A 26,779-nucleotide genomic window follows, 5' to 3' on the forward strand; every position below is an offset into this window, starting at 1 on the left:
CTGTTGAGATTGCCGAATAGTATCCATTGCTGGAGAACCCATGAAAGACCATTTGATTATTTTTGACACCACCTTGCGCGATGGTGAGCAAAGCCCAGGCGCGTCGATGACGCGCGACGAAAAAGTACGTATTGCCAAAGCGTTGGAACGCTTGAAAGTCGATGTGATTGAAGCCGGATTCCCTGCCGCAAGCCCTGGTGATTTTGAAGCCGTACAGTCTGTAGCTAATGTCATTAAAGACAGCGTTGTGTGTGGCTTGGCACGGGCATTAGACAAGGACATCGACCAAGCAGGTGCGGCATTAAAAGGTGCGGCAAGGTCGCGTATCCATACCTTTATCGCCACTTCGCCCATCCACATGCAAATGAAATTGCACATGACCCCTGACCAGGTCGTTGAACACGCGGTAAAAGCCGTCAAACGCGCCCGACAATTTACCGACGATGTCGAGTTTTCACCGGAAGATGCGGGGCGTTCGGAAGAAGATTTTTTGTGCCGGATTTTAGAAGCCGTAATCGATGCTGGCGCGACCACGTTGAATATTCCCGATACCGTCGGTTACAGCGTACCGCAGCAATTCGGCGCGACCATTGCCAACCTGATCCAACGCATTCCCAATTCGGACAAGGCTATTTTTTCTGTGCATTGCCACAATGATTTAGGCCTGGCGGTGGCGAATTCCTTGGCGGCCGTGATGAATGGCGCAAGGCAAGTGGAATGCACTATCAATGGCTTGGGTGAACGTGCAGGTAATGCGTCGCTTGAAGAAATTGTCATGTCTGTGCGTACCCGACACGACGTGTTTACTTGTCAGACGCGCATAGATACACGCGAAATTTTGACCTGTTCCAAGTTGGTGTCCTCTATTACTGGTTTTCCAGTGCAGCCCAACAAAGCTATTGTGGGAGCAAATGCTTTCGCCCACGAGGCCGGAATCCACCAGGACGGTGTCTTAAAAAGCCGCGAGACTTACGAAATCATGCGCGCTGAGGATGTGGGTTGGTCTGCCAACCGGATGGTATTGGGCAAGCATTCCGGTAGGAATGCCTTCAAAAGCCGGATGACTGAATTGGGCGTGGAATTCCCATCGGAAAATGATCTGAACGAAGCCTTCTCGCGGTTCAAGCAACTGGCCGACAAAAAGCACGAGATTTTCGATGAAGACTTGCAGGCCTTGATTTCGGAAGTCGGTTTTGAGGCGGAAGATGAGCATATCAAATTGGTTGCCTTGAAAGTCTGCTCAGAAACGGGCGAAGTCCCTAATGCTAAAGTCACCTTACGTATTGATAATAAGGAAGTGACTGGGAACGCAGAAGGTGGTGGTGCAGTTGATGCCAGTTTGAAAGCGATTGAAAAGTTGGTTGTCACCAATGCAGTTTTGGCGCTGTATTCAGTCAATAACATCACCAATGGCACCGATTCCCAAGGTGAAGTTACCGTTCGTCTTGAAAAAGCCGGACGCATCGTCAATGGTTTGGGTGCAGATACCGATATTGTGATCGCTTCTGCGAAGGCCTATATTAATGCAGTAAACAAATTGCTCAGTCCTGAGCGCAGACATCCTCAGAAAGGGGATGTTTGAAAAACATATATGAATCTAGCATTTAATCGAGTTTTCTTGTGACACAGCTAACATTATCATTGCAACAAAATGCTGTGAGCTTTCTTGCAGAAGCCCTTGCAAAAGCTGTACTTGCTGAAAAAGAGGTGAGTGAATGGAAATTTGCGCTGTTCAATCTAGTGCAGTCAATTGAACTTTCGCTCAAGGAAAGGCTACGCAAAGAACATCCACTTCTAATTTACGCTGATATTGATAAACCAAAGCTAAGCGTATCTCTTGAACGTGCTTTAGCTCGGCTTGCCCGAGTTGAATAAGTTGGCCTCACTTCAGAGGACATGAAAAACATCAGAGTTGCAGCAACTATCCGTAATAGTATTGCTCATCATGATGTCAATATTAGCGTCGAACAAGTCAAGGTAGTCTTCGCCGGTCTCCTTGGGTTTATTGTTGAGTTTAGTCGCCGTCAATTACAAATAGAGATTAGTTCGATTATATCTGATTCACTTTGGGCAGAAGCAATCGCTATTGATCGCTATGCGTCGGAGTTATGTCGTCGTGCCGAAAAGCAAATTGCGGACGAAGGTATCACTCCGCAGAGCTTAATAACTTGCATCAAATGCTGGCACGATACCTATGTAGACAAGCCAGGGTTTGAGCGGTGTTTCCTGTGTGGCTTTGATGAACCGACTACAGTCTGTCAAGAATGCGGCATCGGCATGTTTAAGAGCGAAAGCCATCTTGCTTATTACGGAAAATGGCGAGTTGGTAGAGATAATAATAAATATGAGGAATGGTATCCTGATCTTTGTGATCGTTGCTATGATGATTTCCTTGAAAAAGGAATCAAACCATTACGCGAATAACTCGTAAGATGTACCATATATATGATGTGCCGAGGCGCGTCAATTGAGAGCCGTAGGTACGATTAGCGTAGCGTAATCGTACGCATGTTCAATCGCCGCCTTCAACATCCATGTTATTAACATCGCCACACCAATTTTCGGGATAAATGCCTTTTTCCACGTAACGATGGAACGACGAGTAAGGCCAATCGGTTACGCGCCGGACATAACCGTGGTTCAACGGGTTTACATGCACGTAGTCAATATGTCGTTGATAATCTAAATCGTCGCGGATGTAATGTTCCCAATAATGCCGTTGCCAAATGTCCCGTTCGCCCGCCGCGATTCGCACCTTGGAACGGTATTCGGTGTTTGGTAATGCTCTGGAAGATCCGCTTTTTATCAGCCGCCAGCGGGTGCTGAAATCGGCATCGTTTGGCGGCAATGTCCATACGCAATGGATGTGGTCGGGCAATACGACCCAGGCATCAATGGTAAATGGATATTTTACTTTAACCCGCTTGACTGTTTGCCGCAGCAATTCGATTTCACGAATAAGAAGATCGTTTTTCTGCCTTTGCAGCAAGTTTACGGTAAAAAACCATGTGCCGCCCGGCACAAATGCGCGTTTGTAATTGGGCATAAGCCGTTAATTTGGCGTAAAAAAGTCTTTTTGTATATGGCTAATATCAGCGATTACATAATCGGAAGAGAATCTAACCACATGCGTACGATTACGCTGTGCTAATCGTACCTACGTCTGTATGTTAAGATATAACCATGTAGCGGAATACCCAATTATAAAAAATTAATTCCACCATTCCTTCTTGCTTAATTTCTCACGTATGGATAACCCCACTCGACTCCAATATCTCGAAGCAATGGGCATTGATGTCTGGATACCCAGATCATCTGCGCCCATTGTTTCCAAACTGATTGCGGCATCAGAGTTGGCAACTGAACACGTTATCCGCGAACCAGAATTGCACAATATTTCCCCAACAGGTTGGGCTGATGTGGAAAACGAAGTCGCTGGCTGCACCAAATGTGATCTCTGTAAAACCCGCACCCAAACCGTGTTTGGCACAGGCAATAAAACTGCCGATTGGATGATAATCGGCGAAGCGCCGGGGCAGCATGAAGACGAACAAGGCAAACCGTTCGTCGGTAAAGCAGGCTTACTGTTGACCGAAATGCTAAGGGCGGTTGGGTTGGAGCGGGATGACGTGTTCATCACCAACATCCTAAAATGCAGGCCGCTGGGCAACCGTGATCCCAAGCCGGAAGAGGCTGAAAGTTGCAGTGCTTATTTACAGCAACAACGGATTTTGGTGAAACCGAAGATAATTCTTGCGGTTGGGCGTATTTCTGCCCAAACCTTATTGAACACGGATGCGCCCTTGGCTAAACTAAGAGGCAAAGTGCATGAGTTGGATGGTACGCCGCTCGTGGTCGTGTATCATCCCGCCTACTTGCTGCGTTCATTGCTGGAAAAACGCAAGGCGTGGCAGGATTTACTATTAGCCGTACGAACGGTTAACGATAGTTAAGGTGGATGCCTTAAGTTAATTTGCATTAGTCCCTTCTCCCTGAGGGAGAAGGCTAGGATGAGGGGGAATTTAAACACTTGATTTTAATCTCCTCCCCAACCCTCTCGGCAACTGCTCCTACGTTGCCCTACTAACCTACATAATCCACATGGATGTGGTGAATGCAGATATTGCAAGAGCAAATATCTGTCCATGTAGGAATCCAGTAGGAGAAGGAGTTTTATTAAATGATAATAAGAAAGGTTAATCATGCGTGGATGGATGGATAAAATAAAAAGTGTTTTGGTTTACGATGCCGACAAGGAATTCTATGCCAAAATTTTCCCTGGGTCGCTGTCCAGAACAGACTTGCTAAGGCTACGTACCATGACCTACGCTGACTTGCCCACGGTTTTAGAGATTGAACGGAAAAACTACCCGTTCCCTTGGGATGAAGATATTTTCATCGACTGCTTTAAAGTCGGTTATGGCTGTTGGGTTTGTGAAGAGAATGGCAAAATTCTGGGCTATAGCATTATGACAATGGGTGTAGGCGAGGCGCATATCTTAAATATTTCGGTCGTTTCCGACGAGCAAGGTCAAGGCGTAGGTCGCAGGATGATGGATATTCTAATTGAGATAGCCAAAGGCGAAGCAGAAACTATGTTCCTGGAAGTCCGCCCCTCCAATCCCGGTGCGATTGCGCTTTATCAGAAGTTAGGATTCAATGAGATTGGCGTGAGGAAAGGCTACTATCCTGCTGAAAAGGGCAGGGAAGATGCGATTATGTTTGCGTTGGAGTTGTTGTAAACAGTGAGGTAGGTGTTTTTACTATTACAGCCATTAAAACAAAGGGTAAGTCGCTATATTTTCCGCCGCCTTTCGTTAAAAAAAGCTAATTATTAGCGCTCTGACTCTTTCTTAGCTACTTTATCCCTTAAATAAACGGGCATAGCCTGTTCAACGGAGACCGCTAAACCTTGTTTGAAGCCTTCATAACCTAAGCGAGCAACTGCCCTGGCTCTGGGCAGTTTATCGGATTCATATCGGATCACACGGTGGGATAGGTGGGTTGTTAATTCTTGCTGATATATCTTCCAGCCCGAACCTATACCAACCCCAGATAAATTGGGGAATTCAATGGCGTTTGCAGGCAATACAGTTTCTTTTCCTATTAAATCAGCAAAACCTGACACATTGCGCTGATAAACCCCCCAGTAAATCTCATCCATCCTTGCATCCAACGCCACAAACGCCAGATTTTCGGGATTATGGTCAAAAAAATCCTGCGCGACTGCCGCCAGATTAGATACGGGGAAGACAGGCAAATCGAGTGCGAAAGCAATACCTTGGATAACGCCAGTTGCTATCCGTACGCCGGTAAATGAACCGGGACCGCAGCCGAATGCCAGACCATCAAGGTCGGCAGGTTGTAGGTTCGCTTCAGCCAACAAGGTATCTATCATCGGCAGGATAAGCTTGCTGTGTCCGTTCGTGGTCAGGGTGAATTGCTCGGTGATTGCACCGTCTATCATTAAAGCGGCGGAACAGGCTTCGGCAGCGGTTTCGATGGCAAGTAATCTCATTGGACGAGTTCTGCGGGTTTATCTTTGGTTTCTTCTACCTGAAAAAAGGCGCGGACATCCGCAATGTCACGGGTACGCTTCATAGCTGGTACGCTGTCTAAAAACTGTTGACCATAAGAGCGTTTTAATAAGCGCGGATCGCACACCATCAACACACCACGGTCGGTTTCATCGCGGATCAAGCGGCCTATGCCTTGCCGCAACGCAATTACCGCTGTAGGCAATTGGTACTCAAAAAACGGGTTGCCGCCGTGTTCGGTGATGGCTTCCAATCGCGCTTTGAGGATGGGATCGCCTGGGGATGCAAACGGTAATTTGTCGATGATGACGCAAGATAAGGCTTCGCCACGGACATCCACGCCTTCCCAAAAGCTGGCGGTACCGAGCAAAACGGCATTACCTTTGCGTTTAAACTGCTCCAATAATTGCGCTTTGGGCTTGCTACCTTGAATAAGCAAGGGAAAAGCGATGCGGTTTTCCAGCAATTCCGCCGCTTGTTTGAGCGCACGGTGACTGGTAAACAGGAAAAATGCCCGACCTTTGCTGGCTTCCAATACCGGAATAACGTATTCGACAATTGCCGGAATAAAATTAGGATCATCCGGCTTGGGCAAGCCTTTAGGATGATAAAACAGGGAATGATTGGCATAATCAAACGGGCTGCCCCATTGTTTGCCATCGGTATCGTTTAAACCCAGATTTTTGGCAAAATGGTCGAATTTATCCGCTACACTCAAGGTCGCCGAGGTAAAAATCCACGTCGCCTTATGTTGTTCCATGAACGCCTTGAATTCTTTGGCAATGTCTAGCGGAGTCCGGCTTAAAGTAAAAGTTTTTCGGTGCGTCTCGTACCAGCGTATCCACTGGCCTGATTTATCATCAACAATATCCTGTAATTGTTGGGAAACGTTCTCAGCCCGTTGGTAACATAAATCCAGCTCCTTGGTTTTGACCGATGCCAGTTTAAGCTGTCCGCATAAGCGTTGTAACTGTTCCTTTACAGCATTCAGGCCAGACATTACTTTATGATTATTTTTGATCTCCTTCCAGTCACCACGTTTAAGCTCAAGCCCAAACGCTAACCGTAAATCTTTAACTTCATGTTCGAGATCCTCACAGGCAGTCCTGAGTTCCGGCAAGTCAGTTGCATCCTTGAAATACTCGATTAACGTATCTTTAGCCAAATCAATCAACTGCTTGCCGCCGATGTGGATACCGAGAAAGTTGGATGCAGTTTCTGCCAATTGATGCGCCTCATCGACAATCACCACCTCCGCGTGGGGCAATAATTCACCAAAACCACTCTCGCGGATAGACCAATCCGCACATAACAAATGGTGGTTGACCACCAATAAATCGCACTCCTGGGCTTTTTTTCGGGCTTTCATTAGAAAGCATTCACTGTAATCCGGGCAATCCTGGCCTAGGCAATTATCCACCGTGGAAGTCGCCAAATACCAAGCCGGATCGCCCTCAGTGAGTTCGGCCATTTCTGCAATGTCACCAATTTTAGTGCGCTTAGACCACGACTTAATCTTTGTTAATGCTGCGGCTTCTTCCTTGTTGAAACCAAAACTTGAATCCAGCGAATTTTGTAGCCGATACTTACATAAATAATTGCTCCTACCCTTAAGCAATGCCGCGGCAAAAGGGGTTTTCAAGGCTTTGCGGATAATCGGCAAATCCTTATTGAATAACTGATCCTGCAAGTTTTTGGTGCCCGTCGAAATGACCACTTTTTTGCCTGATAAAATAGCAGGTAATAAATATGCAAAGGTCTTGCCTGTACCCGTCCCTGCTTCTGCAATTAAATTTTGGTTTTCATCAATCGCATTGGCAATGGCTTCTGCCATTTCAGTTTGCGCTGCCCGTGGTTGGTAGCCTTCTAAAATATCGGCCAATGCGGCATCGCTGCTAAAAAAAGACTTTAATTCGGTCACTGAAGAGTCTGCTCGGATAAGAGGGGACGTAGGTAAATCAGAAGTGCTTATTCTAACCGGATTTTAAGATAACAGGGGCTAGCGATCTTCAAACCAAGTTAATAACACAAAACTATCGGCAACGTAATTACAGCTTAGTAGTGATTTCGTCCTCGCCCATTAGGGAAATGCAGGGCAAAGATCAGCATGAAAGTAAGATTATTGGGTTAAAAGTTGTTCAATCGCCTGTTTCATAGCAGGGGAATTCGGAGTGACTTGGCTGTCGAAATATTGCACAACCTTACCTTCGGCATTCACCAAATATTTGTTGAAATTCCACGCGGGTTCCCTTGTTTGTGCAGCCAAGGCTTTAAATAATGGGTGTGCAGATTCTCCAGTCACTTTGATGGGCGCAAACATATCAAAGGTAACGCCATAATTAATAAAGCAAACATTGGAAATTTCTTGCTCGTCCTTAGCTTCTTGATTGAAATCATTGCTGGCAAAACCCAGCACCACCAATCCCTTGTCTTTATACTGCTTGTACAGCTTTTCAATTCCACTGAATTGCGGGGTAAAACCACAATGGCTGGCGGTATTGACAATCAGCAACGGCTTTCCCGCATAAGTTTCACAGATATTAAGGGTTTTGGAGGAATGTAATTTCTGGATATTCTGATTTAAAAATTCGGGACATTGACCCGCCCTTAGAGGTGCGGACATAGTTAACATTGAAACTAGCACCAGTGAAAAAATTAACGGATAGGACATGGTCGTTCCTTTTAAAAGAGTACGTGTTAGCTTAGTTTACCCGTCATTTCAGTAAAGACAATTCGCGCAGGTTAATCTGTTAATTGAGTGATTTTGCTCAAAACCAACTTTATCGCGTTAAATTTGATAAAATCGCGCACTTTAAAAATCATTATTGGAACAATAATGAGAAAAATCCTGATATTAACTATTTTTCTGATGTTTTCATCTGGCATTCGCGCCAGTGATGATTGGGGTACATGGATTAGTAACACCTATCAAACCGATTTTGGCGGCAGCAAATACTTGGCGTTTCTGGAATTGGCACCGCGTTTTAAACATGATAGCGGCGATTTCCAGCAATTTATCATCAGGCCGTTAGTCGGCTATAAATTGACCAAGGAACTGTCATTATGGCTGGGCTATACCTGGCAAGGTGAATACACCAAAGGCCATGATGATGAATTTGATAACGCTACCAACGACATCGTAGAGCAATTGCAATGGGTGCATGACCTTACCCCAGAGCTGAATTTCCAATACCGTTTTCGTGTTGAGCAACGGTTTTTTGCCGATGCCGATGTGGCACACCGTTTACGTCAACGGTTTCGTTTCCAGTATTCCATTCCAGATACGAAAGCCTATCTGATTGCGTTCGATGAGTTGTTTATCTATTTTAACGACTTAAATTACAGTCCGCGCGAAGGTTCTGTGCAACAAGGCATTAATCAAAATCGATCTTATGTAGGTGTTGGCTATAAAATAACGTCGCATATTAATGTCGATACCGGTTATCAACTGCAATACGTCAATAATTATGGCAAACAAGATTTGTTCAACCATGTCTGGTTGACGAATATCAATGTTAAGTTTTAGAGCACGTACTTCTGAGACTGTGAAAGCAAAATAAAATCACTGTAAACTAGCCTTATAATTTCCATGTTGTTGATATTAATGACATAATAGGAATGCAAACCTAGGTTTGCATTCTCAATAGTATTCTTCCCTCTGTTCAGGCTCACTCCATTTCAAGTAGCATTTGAAAAAACAACTAATCCCCGTTTTCTGCTTATTGCATATGGTCGCCATTTTCTGGTGGACGTTACCACACAGTTTTGGCGAAATGGTGCTGGTAAGCAATGAGCAAAACACTATTGAAACTAAGTTGCTTAAATGGTTAATGTTGGATGATAACCCTCGCGTTACTGCACTGTTGAATGGCTATATTGATTTCACAGGTAGCCAGCAATACTGGGATTTTTTTGCTCCGCAAAGCCCCAAGTTTCATCAATACTTGTCTGTTTGCAATGGCATTATTACTTATCCTGAGCAGGAAAGAATAAGCTGCAAAGGTAAGCCTTTGTTCAGCAATCTTGACGAAAATATTACTGGTTTCAAACGCTTTGGTAGTGATCGCAGCCGCTTGTACCGTTTGACTGAAAATTTGGTCAATCTGGATGATCCGCATTTGCTGGCGCGATTTGCCCGGTATTATCAAACGCATCAAACGACTAACAGCCCATCAACCCAACTTGTGCTGCATCAATTTGAGTTACATCCCGAACTAAATGACTTACCCAAAGCAGGCTATCGCATGGATAAGCTGTTGTTTGACAATCGCTAACATGCGCAGCGCGTGGGACAAGTTTTGGTTTAAGTCGATAGACGCGAGGCAATATGCTGCGTTACGTATTGCATTTGGGGGCTTGTCTCTTGTTTATTTCATCCAGTTGTTGCCGTATGTGGAAGCGCAGTTTAGTGGCACGGGTTGGCTGGGTGATGTTCAACAAATAGCCATACAAAACGGTGGTAGTTGGTCGTTGTTTTTTATACCAGTAGCAGAACAGGCTACAAGCTTGGCTTATGCCGTTGTCATTTTGGGAATGGCATCGGCTTTCCTGATGATGGTCGGCTGGCACAGCCGCATTGCTGTTGGTATCACTTGGTTGGTCTGGGTTTCCTTGTGGAATCGCAATCCGCTGCTGCTCGACGGCGACGATGCCGTGCTGAAAATGATGTGCTTTTACCTGATGTTGTCGCCGAGTGGAAATTGTTGGTCAGTGGATGCTAATTTATGCAGTAAGCCGCAAACTGTTGCCATCTGGCCGTTACGGTTAGTGCAATTTCAGATTGCATTGATCTATTTCGTATCAGGTTGGGTTAAATTCCAAAGCCCTGAATGGCTGGATGGCACGATTATGCAATACGTGTTGATCCATCTGCAGTATTCACGCTGGGATGGCTGGGCAATCATAGACAAACCGATGATGACGGGATTATTGACAGGGCTTGCTGGGTTTATAAGGTGGTGGGAGCTGCTGTTTCCGCTCTTGTTGCTGAACACAAACACGCGCAAATTAAGCATCCTGATTGGCATTTTGTTTCATGTTGGCTTGCTGCTGAGCATGAACCTACGCTGGTTTGCAGTCATCATGCTGGCTTTGTATTTGGCGTTGATAGCCAATAGGAGTTTTCTTCGTTTTGAGGAGGAGCTGCTGAAATATTTCCGTTTATTGAGTAAGGCGCAATAGTTTTTAGGCATATTGCGCCTGCTGTGTGTCGCAATACGTACGCTATTACGACCTACAAACCAAAGTTCGCAATAACTAAATCACTCAGCAACTTTAACTAACCAACCGCCAGAACCCTTGCAATTGCTTTGTGCATCGGCATTAATGGCTATTCTTGCAAAACCACCTTTTGCAGTTGCAGGCAGTTTGCCGCTGACGGCAAAGGTGCTGTCGCTTTTTTTATCAACTTTTACGGTAGCGGCTTCGCCTTTTACCGTGACCTTGATGGTCGTCGGATACGTGTTCTTGGATGCAGTGAAAGAAAAGTCTGAACCTGCTGCAACTTGGGCATTTTCTGCTGGAGTAAACTCGGTAAATTTGGGTTTGTCACAGGCTTTTGAACTGCTACTGCCACCGCCGTAAGCCCAGCAAGTGCTGGTGAAAATCATTAAAGCAAAAACCCATAAGCAATTCGTTTGTTTCATTATTATGCCTCATCGTGTTGTTATAGTGGTTTTGTGTACGCTACACACATTAACGGTTTTCGACCAATTGTCAAACTAATCACCTACCCAGTGCCGTTAAGTTAAGCCATATTCTGGAGTGCAGCTTGCTTTGCACTCCATTGTTGCTACTATTGAGACCTAATTTAACGGCATTGATGACCTACTTGGATCTGCATAGGGTATCAATTTCGCCCTCTTGGAATAATCTGTAATAGCCTTCTGATGTGTCGTTCGGTAATAAAAGCCAGAAAGAAAAGTTGCAGGAAATTTTCCGCGACGATAATGTCCAATCCGATTTTTTCAGGCACAACTTCCTTGCGGGTATCAAACAATTTATCCCAAAATGCCAACACGATGCCGTAATTACTGTCGTGTTCACTACGCAAGGTTGAATGATGGGTGCGGTGGAGTGAAGGCGTGATGATGACTTCAGAGAACTTTTTTTCATTGTCGAACGTCAAATTGGAATGATGAAAGAATATAAAAAACAATTGGATAGTTTCAATTGCCAACACCAAATAGGCATCAACCCCAATCAGCACAACAAATAGGCATTTGTAGGGGATTTCCAGGAACAGGTCGAATACGTGAAAACGGAATCCCGTAGAGGTGTTAAAGCTTTTGTCGCTGTGATGTACCTTGTGGAATCGCCACAAAAATTCGTACTTGTGGCTGGCAACGTGCCAAGCGTAGATCGCCAAATCATAAAGCAGAAAGGCGAATAGCCATTTGACCGGATTATTATCTTCCATAGCACTTAATAGCCCATGCGACGAGAATTGCTGTGCCACAAAAAACAGCGACGTAGCTCTTAACGCAGTCAAGATGATGTTATTAAATACGAAGGTTGCCGTGTTGGTTATGAAAGAAGCCTTGTCGATTTTATTGGTGAAGCGTCGATAAGGCTTGAGCTTTTCCATAACCACCAAAGCAATAAAACCCAATATTGCAATACCAAACAATATCTGGCTAGGAAGCATACTGGCGGGGTCGTTTTGCATGGTTGCTATCTCTTTATAAATTAAGTCGAAGGGTGATAAGAATCAATTTGTTCAAAGATTCCTAGTAGTGGGTTAAATCTGTCTCTTTTGATGGTCTTGTTGGTTTCATACTTGTAATTCATGAGTATTTTGGACTGACAAACCTAGGTTTGTCAGTCCGCCTATCAATCAAGTCACGATTTATTCCATTACCAGATCCCTTAACTATAAAAAGTCAGCTCCAGGAGAAAGGGAATCATTCAATAACTTGGTCAGTTTGCTGATCTCATTTTTAGCGTTTTCCTGATAAGTCACGTCATACTGTACGCCCAAGTAATAAATGACCCGGCCTTTGCGATCAAACAGCGGGGTAATTTTTAAATGGTTATGAAACAATTCGCCGTTTTTTTTGTAATTTCTTAGGGTAACTTCAATGGGTTTATGGTTTTTGATGGCATCCGCAAGCTGGAATCTCGCTTCTTGCTCACGGTCTGGTCCTTGCAGGAAGCGGCAGTTGTAGCCGATGATGTCTTCCTGCGAATAGCCAGTTAACCTTTCAAACGCCTTGTTGGCATACACAATCGGCATCCCGTCCAGGTCAGGATCCGCAAGTGTTACGCCATTGACGCATTCATCCAAAATGGACGAAAGAATTTGTGGGATTAAGCCATTATCTTTTTCAACAACAAAACTCATGTCAAACTCCTAATTAGATCGATTACTGACAGCCGTCAGCCAGTAAATTTTTGATGTTTTCCACTGTATTTTCAGCACCTTCTTCAATGGACATGCGTATCAGCTTCTCAAATGGCCGCATGAAAAGCTCCAGTTCCAGCAGTTCAAAGGAGAACTCCAACTCGGTTAAATCCTGGTCATCGTGTGCCGAAAAATGATAGGTGTTACGAAATTGAGCATCCACACCAACGAAAGTCATTTTTTTCATCACCTCAAATTCGGATACTTCAAAAGTAGATTCTACTTTCTGGCCTTGTTCGATACGGGTTTGCTGCGCCCTTGCACCGACAAATATATCCTTCCCAGTCAAGGGCTTAAATTCCGAAACCTCAACTGCCCACTTGGGGTAATTATCAAAAAAGTGCTTGCCTACAAAGCAAAACACAAAGGTGATGGGCTGATTTATTTCGATACTGGCCTTGCCTATAACTGGCCTGGAAATGTCGAAATGGTACATAACACGCTCTCCTATCAAGCATAAGCAGCCCACCCTGGCCTATTAAAGTCATAAAATGTCAGATTCAATTTTATCCACTTTGGCAAGAATTGCAAATTTTTAAATATCACAAAAAAAGTGTTGGAGGTCGATAATTCCTTAAGTTTTTTCTTGGTAGAACAACACTTGCTTAGATTATTGGTTGGGCAGAAAATTACTTGAATTATTCCTGTTTAAGGATATAAGTAAGCAGTTATACAAAGATTGCCAAAACAAATAAAGTGGTTGGCTAACAAGGAATCGTAACCACACTTTAGGATGTCGAGACGATTAAAACCCACATAAACGTGATAATAATAGGGTGGTGATCAAGTGATAAAAAAGATTTTTCAGGGTTACCTAAACGTTGTTTTAGTTGCTTTGTTGGTGTTCAGTGGCAGTGTAATAGCTGAGGACGGAATTATTGCAAAGCCAGCGGTAGCCATATTTGCGGGCGGCTGTTTTTGGTGTATGGAACACCCTTTCGATGAATTGGACGGCGTTATCAGCACGACTTCGGGTTACACAGGCGGACATACCGAAAACCCAATGTATAAGGAAGTTTCAAACGGTAAAACGGGTCATTCAGAAGCAATGCAAGTGATCTATGATCCGGCTAAAGTCAGTTATGAAAAACTGCTCGATGTGTTTTGGCACAATATAGATCCCTTTGATGATGATGGGCAGTTTTGCGACAAAGGCGATCAGTACAAAGCCGCTATTTTTTACCAGGGCGAGACCCAAAAACAGTTTGCCGAAACCTCTAAAATAGAAATCACCAAAAAGTTAGCTAACCAACACATAGTCACCACGATTAAGCCTGCCAGCAAGTTTTTTCCAGCAGAGGACTACCATCAAGATTATTACCTTAATAATCCAAAATCTTATAAGTTTTATCGCTTTACCTGCGGACGTGACCGTCGCCTAAGCCAAATTTGGGATGAGTGAAAGGTTTTAATTTGAGGTCTAAGATTACACTTCATTACCTGCTTTTTTGTAGGCTGTGCCGAAAAAAACAGCTTGTAAGCTGTACGGTGTTTTGTAACATTGGTAGTATTACCCATTAACCATCACACCAAGGAGCATATAACGATGCAAAAATCTTTCCATTCCCAACTCAAAATTCCCCTAATTTGTTGGCCATTATTCGTACTTGGTTGTGCTTCTGAACCAGTCCCTGTGCCAAAATCAGAGCCGATTATTTCCGGTGAAACCATGCTCCGCGAAAGTCAAGGCATTGCCAGCTTGGGTGATCGCTGGAAAAGCGGCAAGCAAATGGTTGATAGTGGTACGAATATGGTGAGTGAAGGTGAGGCCAAGATTGCCGAGGGAAATCGTTTAATTGCAGAAGGCAATAAAATCATTCGTGAAAGCGAAGATAATTATAAGAACATTAAAAAATAACCACACATCATCATTTTGATGCTTTGTTAGGTGGGTTGATTAATTAATCAGCCCTCCTATCAATACGGATAACTCAATATTAGCCGTGTTGTCTCCACCGAAAGGGTTAAGTCTAAATGCTATTTTCTATTGAAAAACAGTACGATAACAATAAGCCCAACCACGACAGCAGGTATGATGAAGAAGCTGCCTTGGGGTTCTTCCCAGTTTTCTGTGCCTTTACGTAAGGCTGGGTCATTAGACTCATCATAGCGTCCGCCTTGTTTAGTTGAGATCGTATCCGATCTGGTCAACGTGCTGTTATTTGCATAGCTAGGACGGTTAAATAAATCAGAGGATTTAAAGCTAGGGCTAGTATTTGCAACGACTTGGTAACTTGGCACAACACTCAACAGGATAATAACGCTTAACGATGACAGCACTTGTTTTATCATTGTGTTCTCCGGTCTGGCAGTTACATTGCGTATGTAGCCAGAAAAATAAAGTAATCTCTATTAAGGTAGCTTTCTTATTGCTAATGCAACAAAAACAATAGCTTAACCATTCCCCAGGCTATACCACCTGCGGCTGGAATTGTTAAAACCCAAGCCCAAATGATCCGTTCAATAACGGTTAATTTAAGTGCATAAGGATTTTTGGCAAAACCAACGCCCATAATCGCCGTTGAAATGCTGTGCGTGGTGGAAACCGGCATACCGAAATGAGCAGCAATCAAGAGGATGGTAGCTGAACTGGTTTCCGCCGCGAAACCGTTAATCGGGTGCAGTTTCACCATTTTATGACCTAGCGTTTTGATAATGCGCCACCCGCCTACCGACGTGCCTAGCGATATGACTAACGCGCAGGTAAAGATGATCCAGGTGTCGATGTCTTTTTCGCCGCCGTCTGGTCGTAAGAATTCAGCCCAAGCGGGTAAGTGATCGAGTGTTCCGGCACTATTGGCAGAAAAAATCGCCAAGGCGATGATACCCATAGTTTTTTGGGCATCGTTGCTGCCGTGTGCAAAACCCATATATCCCGCAGATAAAAGTTGGGCTTTCCCGAACACCACATTGACCCACTTCGGTCGTGCCATACGCGCCATGATGCCGCCAGCGGAATTCATCCCGCTGATGATTGCCATCAAGCTACCCATTATGATGACCCCTAAGGAAAAGCCAGCAACCGGCGAGCTGACCATGGGAATGACGACTTTCCAAAGTAAGCCTTTGTTTTCTGTCCAGATTGCGGCAGTTTTTGACCAGATCAACACATCGAAATTATTGTTTCCCGCCGCCAGCGCAGCACCGCATAAGCCACCGATTAAGGCATGGCTGGAGGACGAAGGTAGCCCTAATGCCCAAGTGATAAGATTCCAGATAATCGCAGCGGTCAACGCGCAGATCAAGACTTCGGAAGTGACAGTCACCACATTAGTGTCAACTAACCCTGATGCAATGGTTTTGGCAACAGCCGTTCCATATAAAGCACCGACCAGATTAGTGGTAGCGGCGAGCATGACCGCTTGTGTGGGTGTTAATACTTTGGTGGCAACCACCGTGGCAATCGAATTTGCGGTGTCATGAAACCCGTTAATAAACTCGAATACCAGTGCCGCCAGGATGACAAGCAAGAGCATAGTCAGCATGACAATCCTTTTATGAGTTTTTTAACACGATATGATAAATAACATTACCGGCATCACGGCAACGATCAATGGCTTTTTCGAGAAATTCAAATAAGTCTTTTTTGACCAAATAACGGATCGGATTCATTAGTATATATTTCTTGATATAACTCAAGTATTTGACGGTCGGCTTCGCCTTCAATGGTTTGCAGCTGGTCGTTTAATTTTTTGATTTTGTCCAAGTCCATTCCGTTGCGTAACTGTCCAACCATTTGTTCCACAACCTCGCAGGCTTGTTCCAGCATGACAGCGCGGCTAGTGAAATCCACATCACCAACACGAGCCATAGCTAAGGTATAGCGCTCTGCGAATTTTTCTACGACTTTAGGGATTTTGTAAAGCGCACTGCTAAGGGCTTCGATATCTTCACGTTCCAACACGGTAACAAAGGTATTGACCAGTTCTTCACTGATTTGCGCGAATAAATCTTTTTCCCGCCGCCGCGCCTGTTTAAACTTTCCCAATGACTGCTGTGAAGCTGGCGTACTCAAAAGTTCAATTAATGCGGTAGCCGATGAACGCGCTGACTCGGCACTGGCTTCAAGCAAGCCGTAGAATTTATCACCTTTGCCGAAGATGGTTTGCAATGAGAACATGTGCCTTCCTTATTTAGTTGCCGTAAGGCTTGTTATTATTTTCTACGATAATTATCGCATAACATCGAGGGCAATTAGCAAAAGTTCTGAGTTGGGGTTTTGAAAGGTGAATTCAATGAGCCGTCTAAATGGGTTATGGTTGATTGTTTTGGAGTACGTATCAGACGATCTAAATATCTGATTAAGCTTAACCTTATCAAATAAGGGAATTTCTAAAAATATCCTCTCCAATAGTGGAGAAGGAGATTTTTGAATGTTTAGAAGTTCCCGTAAGTAGGATTAATAACCCGTGCCAATGTGTTAATTAGCTTTCAACTGGGTGTCCTATCCAGCATGGCAAGTCCTGCTATTAGCCCGATTGTCGCCAACACTAAAAAAGTAGAACCGAAAAACCACAAGATGATCGGCAAACTAAAGAAGAAGGTTCGTGTTCCAAACATATAATAGCTACCAGCTTTGTTTAAGTAAGTACAGGTTTGACGGTATAACCGACTGTCTTTCGTGGGATCACTGGGAAGGTTAATCATATAACCAACGTGATTGAAGTACCGTATTGCCATCGCAAAAAAGTGAAAGGCAATAGCAAACACCAAGAGCAATAAGCCCAACTTTACTTGCCAGATCACGCCGAGTGTTGCAGCGTCCATACCAAAAGGTTGCCAAGTGAGTGTCCATTGCCCTATTTTTTCGCTGATGTTTAAAGTACCGATGATTAACAGCACGGCGGTCGAAGCCATGAAGTTGGCGGCTATCACCGAGTTGCGTAAAGTTTGAATGGCAAGAATGTCCATCTTGCCGCTGCCCATCACCATGCCCACCCATTGTTCCCGGATCTTGGCATTGTGCGTGTGTATGCTAGCATCCGGTGTGCGGTGAGTGCGCCAGCCGAGATAAAGGTAATATGCCAGCAATAAAAAAAAACTGGCTGAAAGGGCTATGAGATCGTGTGGCATTATTTACTTTGGTGTATCTAAAATCATTTTTTGCGCTTGAAATAAGCCCATAAAATCCTCAAAACTCAACGTGGCGATCAGGTTTTGGTCGTCGTCCAACACCTCGTACAACACACCATCACTTCCGCGAATGCTAAAAAACACCACGACATCCTGGTCGCCGCCGCCTTCCCGATGTGGATCATCACTGGCAGGGCTGCGCGTATAGCTGCCGACTGGCCGGACTTCCTTGAGCCTGCCGTTGGTTTCATACAGGCGATGCTCGCCCTGGATGACGAAGGTATTGTTATGCACCTTATGCCTGTGCAACACAATCTGCTGGTTGGCGGCAAATTTGAACAGCACATCAATGATTTTGTTGCCTTCATCTATATCTAGTATGGAGTAAAGCAGATGCTCGAAATCGCCCAGTTTGTTCCAACGGATGTTGCAGTCATCAAATTGATAGGTTTGCACGGTTTTACTCCTCAGTGTGAGATTGAAAAAACGCCCCCTCATCCCAGCCTTAGCGGCGCATGTTCCATACCTGCTACCGCACTTCCGCCATCCCTGGCGGTCGTCCCTCAAGGGAGAAGGGGCTTGTCGCTTAACTGTGGGCAGTGATGCTCCAGCGTAGGAACTATTTAAAAGCGACTAATGCTTATTCCTTCATAAACTTCTTGGCATAAGATTCCAAATGCGGAATATCAATCCGCAAGCCTTTAACCATGATGTGCCAGTACAAAAATGGAAAACCGCAGGTTTTGCCCAGCCACCAGATAAAACGGTTTTCGCGTGGGTCGAGGAAAGGGAAGGACGGCGTTACTTTGCCATCATAAGCAAATTCCGCCAGCATGACGGTATTGAGCGAGGTGGTCAGTGGGCAGGAGCCATAACCGTCATATTTTTCAATAACTGCCTTAGCATTCATCACGTTAAGGATGTTATCGACCACAATCGGCACTTGCTTACGGACAGCGGCGGCGGTTTTGGCATTGGGTGTTGAGGTGGCATCGCCCAAGCCGAAAATATTGGGGTACTTGTTATGTTGCAAGGTTTTTGGATGCACATCCACCCATCCGGCGGCGTTCGCCAACGGGCTTTGCTTGATGAAATCCGGTGCGCTTTGCGGGGGGGTGACATGGATCATGTCGAAATTTTTCGTAACGGTTGATTTTTTATCGCCTTCTGTGACTTCAAATGTTGCTGTTTTTGCTGTACCATCAATCGCGACTAAATTACTGCTGAAGTTGGTCTTAATCCCATAGTCGGCGACCACTTTATTTAGTGCCTTGGCAAAAAACGGTACGCCAAACATGCCAGGGGTTGCGGTAAAAAATTCGATGCTGAATTTATCCAGGATACCTTTTTTGCGGAAACGGTCGGCAGCAAGGTACATGATTTTTTGCGGCGCACCAGCACATTTGATCGGCATGGGTGGCTGGGTGAACAATGCGATGCCTGATTGCAGGTTTTGTATACATTCCCAAGTGTATTCGACAGTATCAGGAGAATAATTACTGCACACATTATTTTTGCCCAGCGTTTCTTTCAAGCCGCTGATTTTGTCCCAATCCAGTTGCAAACCTGGGCAGACGACCAGGTAGTCGTACGTGACCTTATCGCCGGAACGCAGGGTTACGCTGTTTGCATCCGGTTGGAAAGAGTCAGCATACTCCTTGATCCAGGTAACGCTGGGATGGATGAGGTCTTTTTCTGCTTTTGTCGCCTGTTTTAAGGTATATGCACCGCCGCCGACGATGGTGAAGCCGGGCTGGTAATAGTGTTTTTCAGAAGGCTCGATCAAGCCAATGGCTATCGTTGGGTTTTGCCGACGCATGTTGTTGGCGACAGAAACGCCAGCAGCACCGCCGCCGACGATTAATAGGGTATGGTGTTGAGACATGATTCCTCCAGTGTTTTTTATAGTAGTTTTAATTTATTTTGACCAACCAATTACAAGCCCTTTTTCACCTAAAATTGCTTGCCAGTCAACTGTTTTTATGACGATAGCATCAATGCACTTTCTGCCAAGCCTCATAACCGCCCGCAATAGAAAGCACATTCGTGTAACCCAAGGCTTTCATGCTTAGGGCAGCCAACGATGCACGGCCTCCCGTACGGCAGTAGATCAGCACAGGTTTGCTTTTATCCGCCAATTCTGGGACATTGCCGATCTTGAATTCCAGCACACCGCGCGTCAATAGCACGGCTTTATCAAGATGTCCGGCGGCATACTCGCTTTCTTCGCGGGTGTCGATGACGGTAATATTGCCTTCGGCGATCAGTTGCTTGGCTTTTTCTACATTGACTTCGGTGATCTGCTGTTTGGCAGCGGAAACCATGTCTTGAACGGTAATGCCGCCAGTTTTCGGCATATCACCACCACAGTTGACAATGGGAACGTCTCCTGTTTTTGCGCTTTCCCGTACGCTTTCCCTGTGGGCAACAGCATCCTGCCGTTGCTTTTCTTCCAGGCCGCAAAAGCGGTTGGCTGGTACGGCTTCATCAATCAGCTTGGGTTTAGGCAAGTTAAGGTTATTCATGATCTCAATGAATTGCTCACGGCTTTTGCCTGCCAGTCGTGGATTAGTGGTGCGTTCCTGCATGATATTGCTAACCCAGCGTTGTTGGTAATCATGACCTGGATACACCAAGGTATGATCCGGCAAAGTGAACAGGCGTTGGGTAATGCTGTCGTACTGCACACCAGCATCGCCGCCTTGGAAATCAGTGCGTCCACAACCTCCAATCAATAAGGCATCGCCCGTAAACACGCGGTCGCGCCACAAAAAGGAAATGCTGCCCTTGGTATGTCCTGGCGTGGCGATAACCTTGATCTGTTCGTTGTTGGCAAAAGTAAACACGTCGCCGTCTTTCATCTGGAAATCCGCCGTTTCTGCCCCGCATAATGCGCCTACGCCCGTTTGTGAGCCTAGCTTCTGCCGCAACAAGCCGCTGGCGGTGATGTGGTCGGCATGGACATGGGTTTCCAAGGTATATTTCAGTTTTAACCCCAGTTCTGCCAATAAAGCCAGATAATCGTCGATATGCGTGTTTACTGGATCAATCAATACGGCATCTTTGTTGATAGGGTCGGCAATCAGGTAGGTGTAAGTCCAGGTTTCCTGGTCGAATAATTGTTTGAATATCATGATGTTTCTCCTCGTTGTTGGGCTATTCACACTATTGACACGTGATAGCGCTAATCAGATGGAAATATAAAAGCAAAACGTATGCCAAAATAAACGTGTGTTATTAACACATTGTTATGATTAGGTTATGTGGCAATTTAACCGATTTGTCGGCTGCGTTAAGTGTTTCAATGAAACATATTGGTGTTTCACTAAATCGTTATGAAACAAATGAAACATGATTAAAGGTTTGATTACACTTTTGAAAACAACCTTATTTGTTAAACAGGCGATGTGCGATAAAGCCCAGATAGATAGAAAAAATCATAACAACTGCCTCAAAATTTCCTAAGCCCAATCCGGCAACGGAAGGCCCAGGGCAGTATCCGCTAATCCCCCAGCCTATCCCAAAAATTGCCGCGCCGATAAGCAGCGGTTTATCAATGGCAGGCTTGCTCGATAGGTAAAATCCTTTATCAAATAGCGGTCTTGGACGTTTGAGTATCTTTCTGAAGAAAAGTGTCGTGACGGCAAGCGCACCGACCATAACGAAAATCAAACTGGGATCCCAGTTGCCTGCAAGGTCCAGAAAATTAAGTACCTTATCGGGATTGGTCATTTGGGATAACGCCAAACCAGCACCAAACAGTATGCCACTGATTAACGCGACCATGATTAGTTTCATGCCGATACCTCCAATACATGGCGAATAATGTAAACCGTCAAAAACCCGCTTGCCATGAAGGTTAAAGTGGCGGCAATCGAACGCACGGAAAATCGGGCTATGCCGCATACCGCGTGTCCACTCGTGCAGCCATTGCCCATGCGGGTGCCGAAACCGACTAGGAAACCTCCAAACGCCAGCAGCCAAACCGGAAAGTTTTCGCGTGGCTGATAAAAACCGGGCTTTATCTGATTGAACAAGAATGCGCCGATCACGATGCCCGCCAGGAAAGCGGTACGCCAAAATAATTCTTTTCGGTCAGCGTTCATCATGCCGCCCATGATGCCGCTGACCCCAGCAATCCGCCCGTTGAACAATAACAACAGGGTGGCGGCAAGCCCTATCAGGATGCCGCCTGAAAATGCCGAAAAGGGGGTGAAATTTTCCATGGTGTACCTATTGTTAATCGTTAAAAATAAGCCTTTGGGCATTCCTTACTATTGCGCTTATGAGGTGAATCCACGTTTCATTATACGGGTATGGAGACAATATATTATGGACTGGTCAATGCCCGCATAAATTCAAGCAAATCCGCTTTTTCCTGTTGCGTCAGGTGCAAGGGGAAAATTTTGGTGTCGATAAAACGATTTTTGTCTCCGCCTTTATCGTAATGCTCAACGACTTCCTCCAGAGTTTTCATGCTGCCATCGTGCATATAAGGTGCAGTTAAGGCGATGTTTCTTAACGTAGGGGTCTTGAATTTGCCGATGTCGGAAAGATTTTTGGTGACATTAAAGCGTCCCAATTCAGAACGCTGAAGTGCTGTTAAAGGAAAACCGTCAGGATTTTTGCCTTGGTCAACATAAGCGATCAAATCATCCAAGATGGGCGTTAACTGCTTAAAGCTAACACCTATGTTGTAAAAGCGGTTGTCGGTAAATAAGGCGTTATTCCAGGATATTTCATGGCAGGTTACGCAATTGCCTTTGCGCTTGAATATCCCTAGACCTCGTTCAGCACTCTCCGACAACATTACGTGATTACGACCAAAAAGATGACGGTCGAAGGGCGAACCCCCGGAAATCAAAGTGCGTTCATAACTGGCAATGGCCTTGACCACGTGATCAATCGTTATTTCACTTGCTTTAATGGCAAACACTTTCTTGAATTGCTGGGGGTAATTTGTGTCTTTTTGTACAACATCAACAATGGCTTGATGGTTCTCCAGGCCGTGTTCAATGGGGTTGACAAAAGGGCCTAGGGCTTGGTCTTCCAGGCTCTTGGCTCGTCCATCTAAAAACAGGGTTTCATAAAAGGCCGCATTGACGACGGTAGGGGCATTGCGTGTACCCGTTTGCCCATTTAGCCCTTTAGCTACGGGCAAGCCATCAATGAAGGTTTTATCGGGGTGGTGGCAACTGGCGCAACTTACGGTGCCATCTGAACTGAAGCGGTTGTCGTTAAACAATAGCCTGCCTAACGCTATTTTTTCGGATGTTTGTGGATTATCGGCGGGTATGGGCAAAGGCGGCAAGCCGAGATAAGGATCCGCTAACGCGCAAACCGAAAATACCAGTCCTAATAATAGCTTTAATAAAAATCGCATACAGCCTCCAAAATGCGGAAACCCCTATTCAGTTTAGAAAGAATACGCAAACCCTAACCACACGTTGTTGTTTTTGACACTTTGTTGTTCCGTTGTTAACTTCCTGCTGCCATGTTGCCAACCCAATTTAACGGTTGCCGATTCATCTAATTCATACAAAAGTTCTATCTCGCCCTGATAGACGCTTTCCGAAGCGCGATAATGTTCATCATTGACAAGTCCGCTAGTGAACCCATTTGTTTCATAATCAAAGATAAACACGCTGCTTAACCGTTCCAGCAAACGTATCTTAAGCTCCGCCGAGGCATAGTGGTTGATATAGGAAACATCGTCAGGAAAGTTGATTACCTTTTCGTGTTCAGATAAGCCACGCTCATAGTGATAGCCGAGCAACAATTCTATATCTGGACTAATTGCCCACTCAAGATGCGATCCCAATGTCCAAAACGCGGTGTCACGATGCTGGAATGGCGCATTGTAGTTACGTAAACCATAGCGACCCAGCAAGCGGATGGTCAGATTGTTGGCTATCGGCTGGTCCACATGAATCGACCAGTAATGGTTGGTGAGCTGTTCATCATGTTCTGATTCTTCACCGTTCGCTTGCCTAAAAATATTTTGCCCTAAAAAAAGATCGGGCACAAAGTTGTAATGCAGGCTTATTTTGGTGTCCGTCGCGAATGTTTGGGACAATTGAAATTCGTATAAACCGTGGGTAAATGCCGATTGGCCAGAAAAAACATAGCCACCGGCATCCAATGACAACAGTATTTCACCGAAAGCATCATTACCAGCCCATTCCAGTTCTGCGCTAGGTTCATACACGAAATCCCCGCCTTGGCTGGGTCGGTCAACAGTGGGTTGGGTCGGGTCGTCTTTAAGGGAAAGCCGTCGTGTGACCGAGAACAACGCCACATCGTCGGTGTAAAACGCATTATTGTCGGTTTTCAATGACCATCCTGCGTTCGCATTGTTGCCCACAACCAATATGAACAATATTAAGCCTATATTTTTCAACGAAAAACTTTGAATTTTCATAGCAATGGCTTAGGTTTAATCTCGTAAATTAGGATGACAGTTTTGACAGTTAAAAAGAGCCAGCGGAGACCAAGAAGCCTTGATCCGCTGGCTGAGGCTGTGTGGCTTTAGTACACAGCGAGGATGGAATTAATGTTTTACGTCCGGCATGTCTTGGACAATCAGCACATACGGTTCGCCTAACGGTAGTTTATCTTCGGGCTTTTGGAAATACACGACCTTGCCGTAAGTTTCGTGTACGACCGGCAATAACTTGGCCGTTTCTTCCTTGGTCAAATCAGGGAAGGTGGCGCAAGCCCTGCCCACTTCGGTTTTATGGTAATGCCAGTAATGCTTTTCCTTTTCAGGCAACGAGTTGTACTGGGCCGTGCTGATGATGTACTCAAAACCAATCGGTTTGTCCTGGTCTTTCATGCCGCCTGGGAACATCAGGCAGACTAATGTACCGTCATCGTAAGCCTTGCAGTGATGATGGACAATGGCCTGCAATTTAGGGTCATCCGCACTAAAGACATCGGGTTTTAGATGCCGGATAGCCTGGATGTGCAAGTCGTTAAAACCCAAGGTATTCGGGTGTTCAGTTTGCCTGGGGTTCATGGTGGTATTGTATTTAGGCTGACCTGAAACAGGCATCGCAGCATGGTTATGCGCCGACTCTACTGTAGAGGTTGCCGCCGTTGTCGCGCAACCGCTGGCTAATGCCAGTAAAGCGCTGACGAATAATAATCTTAATTTCATTTGGATCCTCCCAAAAAGTGTGTAATTGTTGTTATGACGAGCCAGAATTATTGACTGTCATTAATTACTAAGCTAAAATCGTGCCAACATAATATAATGCGCGTTACCTATCTGTTTTTTATAGAGTATTTATATAGTTTCAATAATAGTTGTACAAATTGTATGTTTCATATATTGTTCCAATGAAACTTAAATATGGCTCAGTGAGACGATTATGAAACAAACAAGACAGGCGGAGACATTTTGTAGGCACCATACCGAATGGTTGGGGCAGTTCGATAACGCGACGCTGTTATCGACAATGCTTAATCTTTGTAAATCATCAGCCCTATACATTGTCGATAAAAATCAACAAGTGCTTTACTGGAGCTTAGGGTTGGAAATACTATCAGGCTTACGACAGGAGGACGTGGTTGGTAAAACGTGTCTGCAAGAATGCGCCATTGTTGATGCCAGTGGCGATGAAGGACGGCTTATAAGGCTATCCCAAGCGAATGGTGGCACTATCGAACTAAGAAAAATAGCCCAGGTTTTAAATGATAAGTCCGGGATATTTGCTGGCGGCATAGGCTTGCTCGCCGCACCCTCAGAATCAGCATCAACTGTTTTTTTGCCCAAAGCACCGAGTACATTAAAGCAAAACTTCCACGGCCTCTTAAGCCGTTCACCGGCTATGCAGGATGTTTTCCAGATTATCCAAAATGCCGCAGAAACAGAAGCCACCGTGCTGGTTAGGGGGGAAAGCGGTTCCGGCAAGGAACTGGTTGCCAAAGCCATCCACACATTGAGTTCGCGCCGTACGGCACCTTTTTTGGCGATCAATTGCGCGGCATTATCCAGCAACCTGCTGGAAAGCGAATTATTCGGCCATGTGCGCGGGGCTTTCACGGGCGCGATAAAAGACCACGACGGCTTATTTCAACGCGCCAACGGCGGGACATTGTTTTTGGATGAAGTGGCAGAACTGCCATTGGAATTACAGGCCAAATTGCTCAGGGTATTACAGGAAAGGAACTATATCCCGGTAGGCGGAAACCGTAGCATTGACGTGGATGTCAGGATTGTTGCGGCAACTCACCGCTCATTAAGGGAAGAAGTGAAAAACGGGCATTTCCGCGAAGATTTGATGTACAGGTTGCGGGTCGTCCCCATTTTCCTGCCACCGCTCAGGGAACGCAGGGAAGATATTAGCCTGCTGATTTGGCATTTCATTGACCAGCACAATGACCAACGGGTTCGTATAATCGAAAAAATCGACCCTGATGCGATGCGTGTGCTGCTTGACTACCGATGGTCTGGTAATATCAGGGAACTCCACAATGTCGTGGAATACGCCTTTGCTGTGGGGAGGGGCGCGACTTTGCGCTTATCGGAACTACCCCCCGAATTCAGGGAACCAAAATCACAAGGGTTCACGTATTCACCCCATAAGGTAGCTGCCAAATTAAATCCCGAAGATGAGGAATCCGCTATCAAACAAGCCCTGGAGCAAAGCCGTGGCAAAGCGGGCGAAGCCGCGAATCTTTTGGGCATGAGCCGGGCGACTTTTTGGCGCAAGCGGAAACATTATGGAATTTGATTTGCTCATAGTTACCTAAAGATGTAATG

The 26,779-nt window shown here is 45.3% G+C and carries 31 protein-coding genes; 11 read left to right on the forward strand and 20 right to left on the reverse strand.

Features of this window, described 5'->3' with window-relative positions:
• Window positions 1-40 precede the first annotated feature (40 nt).
• The 3 genes from AC1YY3_RS07035 to AC1YY3_RS07045 are packed head-to-tail and all read left to right on the forward strand — an operon-like array spanning window position 41 to window position 2,424.
• Window positions 41-1,582 (forward strand): 2-isopropylmalate synthase, encoded by a 1,542-nt coding sequence (locus AC1YY3_RS07035; RefSeq protein ID WP_481824765.1) that lies wholly within the window; start codon window positions 41-43, stop codon window positions 1,580-1,582.
• Window positions 1,583-1,620: 38 nt separating this feature from the next.
• Window positions 1,621-1,875, forward strand: coding sequence for a hypothetical protein (locus tag AC1YY3_RS07040; RefSeq protein ID WP_481824764.1), 255 nt, complete (start codon window positions 1,621-1,623; stop codon window positions 1,873-1,875).
• Window positions 1,876-1,896: 21 nt separating this feature from the next.
• Entirely contained in the window at window positions 1,897-2,424 is a 528-nt protein-coding gene (locus AC1YY3_RS07045) for a hypothetical protein (protein WP_481824763.1), read from the forward strand.
• Window positions 2,425-2,512: 88 nt separating this feature from the next.
• On the opposite strand, the gene AC1YY3_RS07050 is transcribed toward AC1YY3_RS07045, so the two are convergent.
• Window positions 2,513-3,046 carry an REP-associated tyrosine transposase gene (locus AC1YY3_RS07050; RefSeq protein ID WP_481824762.1) on the reverse strand — a complete coding sequence of 178 codons (534 nt, stop codon included), beginning with the start codon at window positions 3,044-3,046 and terminating at the stop codon, window positions 2,513-2,515.
• A gap of 202 nt (window positions 3,047-3,248) precedes the next feature.
• Between AC1YY3_RS07050 and AC1YY3_RS07055 the strand changes: the two genes are divergently transcribed.
• Window positions 3,249-3,953, forward strand: a complete 705-nt coding sequence (locus tag AC1YY3_RS07055; protein ID WP_481823295.1) for a uracil-DNA glycosylase — start codon at window positions 3,249-3,251, stop codon at window positions 3,951-3,953.
• 249 nt (window positions 3,954-4,202) lie between these two features.
• A complete protein-coding gene (gene rimI / locus AC1YY3_RS07060) occupies window positions 4,203-4,742 on the forward strand; it encodes a ribosomal protein S18-alanine N-acetyltransferase (protein ID WP_481823296.1) in 540 nt (179 codons plus the stop codon).
• A 92-nt stretch (window positions 4,743-4,834) separates the two neighbouring features.
• On the opposite strand, the gene tsaB is transcribed toward rimI, so the two are convergent.
• The 3 genes from tsaB to AC1YY3_RS07075 form a co-directional block, all read right to left on the reverse strand.
• A complete protein-coding gene (gene tsaB, locus AC1YY3_RS07065) occupies window positions 4,835-5,518 on the reverse strand; it encodes a tRNA (adenosine(37)-N6)-threonylcarbamoyltransferase complex dimerization subunit type 1 TsaB (RefSeq protein WP_481823297.1) in 684 nt (227 codons plus the stop codon).
• Window positions 5,515-7,458, reverse strand: a complete 1,944-nt coding sequence (yoaA, locus tag AC1YY3_RS07070; protein WP_481823298.1) for a DNA repair helicase YoaA — start codon at window positions 7,456-7,458, stop codon at window positions 5,515-5,517. The genes tsaB and yoaA overlap by 4 nt, the downstream gene beginning before the upstream one ends.
• A gap of 198 nt (window positions 7,459-7,656) precedes the next feature.
• A complete protein-coding gene (locus tag AC1YY3_RS07075) occupies window positions 7,657-8,208 on the reverse strand; it encodes a glutathione peroxidase (protein ID WP_481823299.1) in 552 nt (183 codons plus the stop codon).
• A 165-nt stretch (window positions 8,209-8,373) separates the two neighbouring features.
• On the opposite strand from AC1YY3_RS07075, the gene AC1YY3_RS07080 reads away from it, so the two are divergent.
• The 3 genes from AC1YY3_RS07080 to AC1YY3_RS07090 all read left to right on the forward strand — a co-directional run bounded on the left by AC1YY3_RS07080 (window position 8,374) and on the right by AC1YY3_RS07090 (window position 10,718).
• Window positions 8,374-9,063: a DUF2490 domain-containing protein gene (locus AC1YY3_RS07080; protein ID WP_481823300.1), complete on the forward strand. Its 690-nt coding sequence runs from the start codon at window positions 8,374-8,376 to the stop codon at window positions 9,061-9,063.
• Between the two features lie 163 nt (window positions 9,064-9,226).
• Entirely contained in the window at window positions 9,227-9,811 is a 585-nt protein-coding gene (locus AC1YY3_RS07085) for a hypothetical protein (RefSeq protein WP_481823301.1), read from the forward strand.
• 1 nt (window position 9,812) lies between these two features.
• Window positions 9,813-10,718 carry an HTTM domain-containing protein gene (locus AC1YY3_RS07090; RefSeq protein ID WP_481823302.1) on the forward strand — a complete coding sequence of 302 codons (906 nt, stop codon included), beginning with the start codon at window positions 9,813-9,815 and terminating at the stop codon, window positions 10,716-10,718.
• An 80-nt stretch (window positions 10,719-10,798) separates the two neighbouring features.
• Here AC1YY3_RS07090 and AC1YY3_RS07095 read toward each other — a convergent pair whose 3' ends face one another.
• From AC1YY3_RS07095 to AC1YY3_RS07110, 4 genes are all read right to left on the reverse strand, one after another.
• A complete protein-coding gene (locus tag AC1YY3_RS07095; protein ID WP_481823303.1) occupies window positions 10,799-11,182 on the reverse strand; it encodes a hypothetical protein in 384 nt (127 codons plus the stop codon).
• A 203-nt stretch (window positions 11,183-11,385) separates the two neighbouring features.
• Window positions 11,386-12,204: a sterol desaturase family protein gene (locus AC1YY3_RS07100; protein WP_481823304.1), complete on the reverse strand. Its 819-nt coding sequence runs from the start codon at window positions 12,202-12,204 to the stop codon at window positions 11,386-11,388.
• A gap of 204 nt (window positions 12,205-12,408) precedes the next feature.
• Window positions 12,409-12,879, reverse strand: coding sequence for a PAS domain-containing protein (locus tag AC1YY3_RS07105; RefSeq protein ID WP_481823305.1), 471 nt, complete (start codon window positions 12,877-12,879; stop codon window positions 12,409-12,411).
• Window positions 12,880-12,901: 22 nt separating this feature from the next.
• On the reverse strand, window positions 12,902-13,375 hold the full coding sequence (locus AC1YY3_RS07110) for an SRPBCC family protein (protein WP_481823306.1): 474 nt from the start codon (window positions 13,373-13,375) through the stop codon (window positions 12,902-12,904).
• 351 nt (window positions 13,376-13,726) lie between these two features.
• Here AC1YY3_RS07110 and msrA point away from each other — a divergent pair, with 351 nt between their 5' ends.
• Together msrA and AC1YY3_RS07120 are read left to right on the forward strand one after the other, a co-directional pair.
• Window positions 13,727-14,341 carry a peptide-methionine (S)-S-oxide reductase MsrA gene (msrA, locus tag AC1YY3_RS07115; protein ID WP_481823307.1) on the forward strand — a complete coding sequence of 205 codons (615 nt, stop codon included), beginning with the start codon at window positions 13,727-13,729 and terminating at the stop codon, window positions 14,339-14,341.
• A gap of 144 nt (window positions 14,342-14,485) precedes the next feature.
• A complete protein-coding gene (locus tag AC1YY3_RS07120) occupies window positions 14,486-14,797 on the forward strand; it encodes a hypothetical protein (protein WP_481823308.1) in 312 nt (103 codons plus the stop codon).
• 119 nt (window positions 14,798-14,916) lie between these two features.
• Here the strand turns inward: AC1YY3_RS07120 and AC1YY3_RS07125 are convergent, their stop codons facing one another.
• The 12 genes from AC1YY3_RS07125 to AC1YY3_RS07180 form a co-directional block, all read right to left on the reverse strand.
• Complete coding sequence (locus AC1YY3_RS07125; RefSeq protein ID WP_481823309.1) at window positions 14,917-15,231, reverse strand: hypothetical protein; 315 nt, start codon at window positions 15,229-15,231, stop codon at window positions 14,917-14,919.
• A gap of 80 nt (window positions 15,232-15,311) precedes the next feature.
• Window positions 15,312-16,424: an inorganic phosphate transporter gene (locus tag AC1YY3_RS07130; RefSeq protein WP_481823310.1), complete on the reverse strand. Its 1,113-nt coding sequence runs from the start codon at window positions 16,422-16,424 to the stop codon at window positions 15,312-15,314.
• A gap of 86 nt (window positions 16,425-16,510) precedes the next feature.
• Window positions 16,511-17,059 (reverse strand): DUF47 domain-containing protein, encoded by a 549-nt coding sequence (locus AC1YY3_RS07135; RefSeq protein ID WP_482194385.1) that lies wholly within the window; start codon window positions 17,057-17,059, stop codon window positions 16,511-16,513.
• A 311-nt stretch (window positions 17,060-17,370) separates the two neighbouring features.
• A complete protein-coding gene (locus AC1YY3_RS07140; protein WP_481823312.1) occupies window positions 17,371-18,012 on the reverse strand; it encodes a DUF599 domain-containing protein in 642 nt (213 codons plus the stop codon).
• Between the two features lie 3 nt (window positions 18,013-18,015).
• On the reverse strand, window positions 18,016-18,468 hold the full coding sequence (locus AC1YY3_RS07145; protein WP_481823313.1) for a cupin domain-containing protein: 453 nt from the start codon (window positions 18,466-18,468) through the stop codon (window positions 18,016-18,018).
• Between the two features lie 184 nt (window positions 18,469-18,652).
• Window positions 18,653-19,897 carry an NAD(P)/FAD-dependent oxidoreductase gene (locus AC1YY3_RS07150; protein WP_481823314.1) on the reverse strand — a complete coding sequence of 415 codons (1,245 nt, stop codon included), beginning with the start codon at window positions 19,895-19,897 and terminating at the stop codon, window positions 18,653-18,655.
• Window positions 19,898-20,006: 109 nt separating this feature from the next.
• Window positions 20,007-21,146 (reverse strand): MBL fold metallo-hydrolase, encoded by a 1,140-nt coding sequence (locus tag AC1YY3_RS07155; protein ID WP_481823315.1) that lies wholly within the window; start codon window positions 21,144-21,146, stop codon window positions 20,007-20,009.
• A 253-nt stretch (window positions 21,147-21,399) separates the two neighbouring features.
• Window positions 21,400-21,810, reverse strand: coding sequence for a DUF6691 family protein (locus AC1YY3_RS07160; protein ID WP_481823316.1), 411 nt, complete (start codon window positions 21,808-21,810; stop codon window positions 21,400-21,402).
• The gene (locus AC1YY3_RS07165) at window positions 21,807-22,238 is read right to left on the reverse strand and encodes a YeeE/YedE family protein (RefSeq protein ID WP_481823317.1); all 432 of its coding nucleotides are present in this window, start codon (window positions 22,236-22,238) and stop codon (window positions 21,807-21,809) included. Before AC1YY3_RS07165 ends, AC1YY3_RS07160 begins: the two co-directional genes overlap by 4 nt.
• A gap of 104 nt (window positions 22,239-22,342) precedes the next feature.
• Window positions 22,343-23,395 carry a cytochrome-c peroxidase gene (locus AC1YY3_RS07170; protein ID WP_481823318.1) on the reverse strand — a complete coding sequence of 351 codons (1,053 nt, stop codon included), beginning with the start codon at window positions 23,393-23,395 and terminating at the stop codon, window positions 22,343-22,345.
• Window positions 23,396-23,428: 33 nt separating this feature from the next.
• Entirely contained in the window at window positions 23,429-24,433 is a 1,005-nt protein-coding gene (locus AC1YY3_RS07175; protein WP_481823319.1) for a hypothetical protein, read from the reverse strand.
• 129 nt (window positions 24,434-24,562) lie between these two features.
• On the reverse strand, window positions 24,563-25,171 hold the full coding sequence (locus tag AC1YY3_RS07180; protein WP_481823320.1) for a DUF1264 domain-containing protein: 609 nt from the start codon (window positions 25,169-25,171) through the stop codon (window positions 24,563-24,565).
• 214 nt (window positions 25,172-25,385) lie between these two features.
• Between AC1YY3_RS07180 and AC1YY3_RS07185 the strand changes: the two genes are divergently transcribed.
• Window positions 25,386-26,750: a sigma-54 interaction domain-containing protein gene (locus AC1YY3_RS07185; RefSeq protein ID WP_481823321.1), complete on the forward strand. Its 1,365-nt coding sequence runs from the start codon at window positions 25,386-25,388 to the stop codon at window positions 26,748-26,750.
• The last annotated feature ends 29 nt before the right edge of the window (window positions 26,751-26,779 follow it).

It is taken from the genome of Methyloglobulus sp., assembly GCF_964779595.1.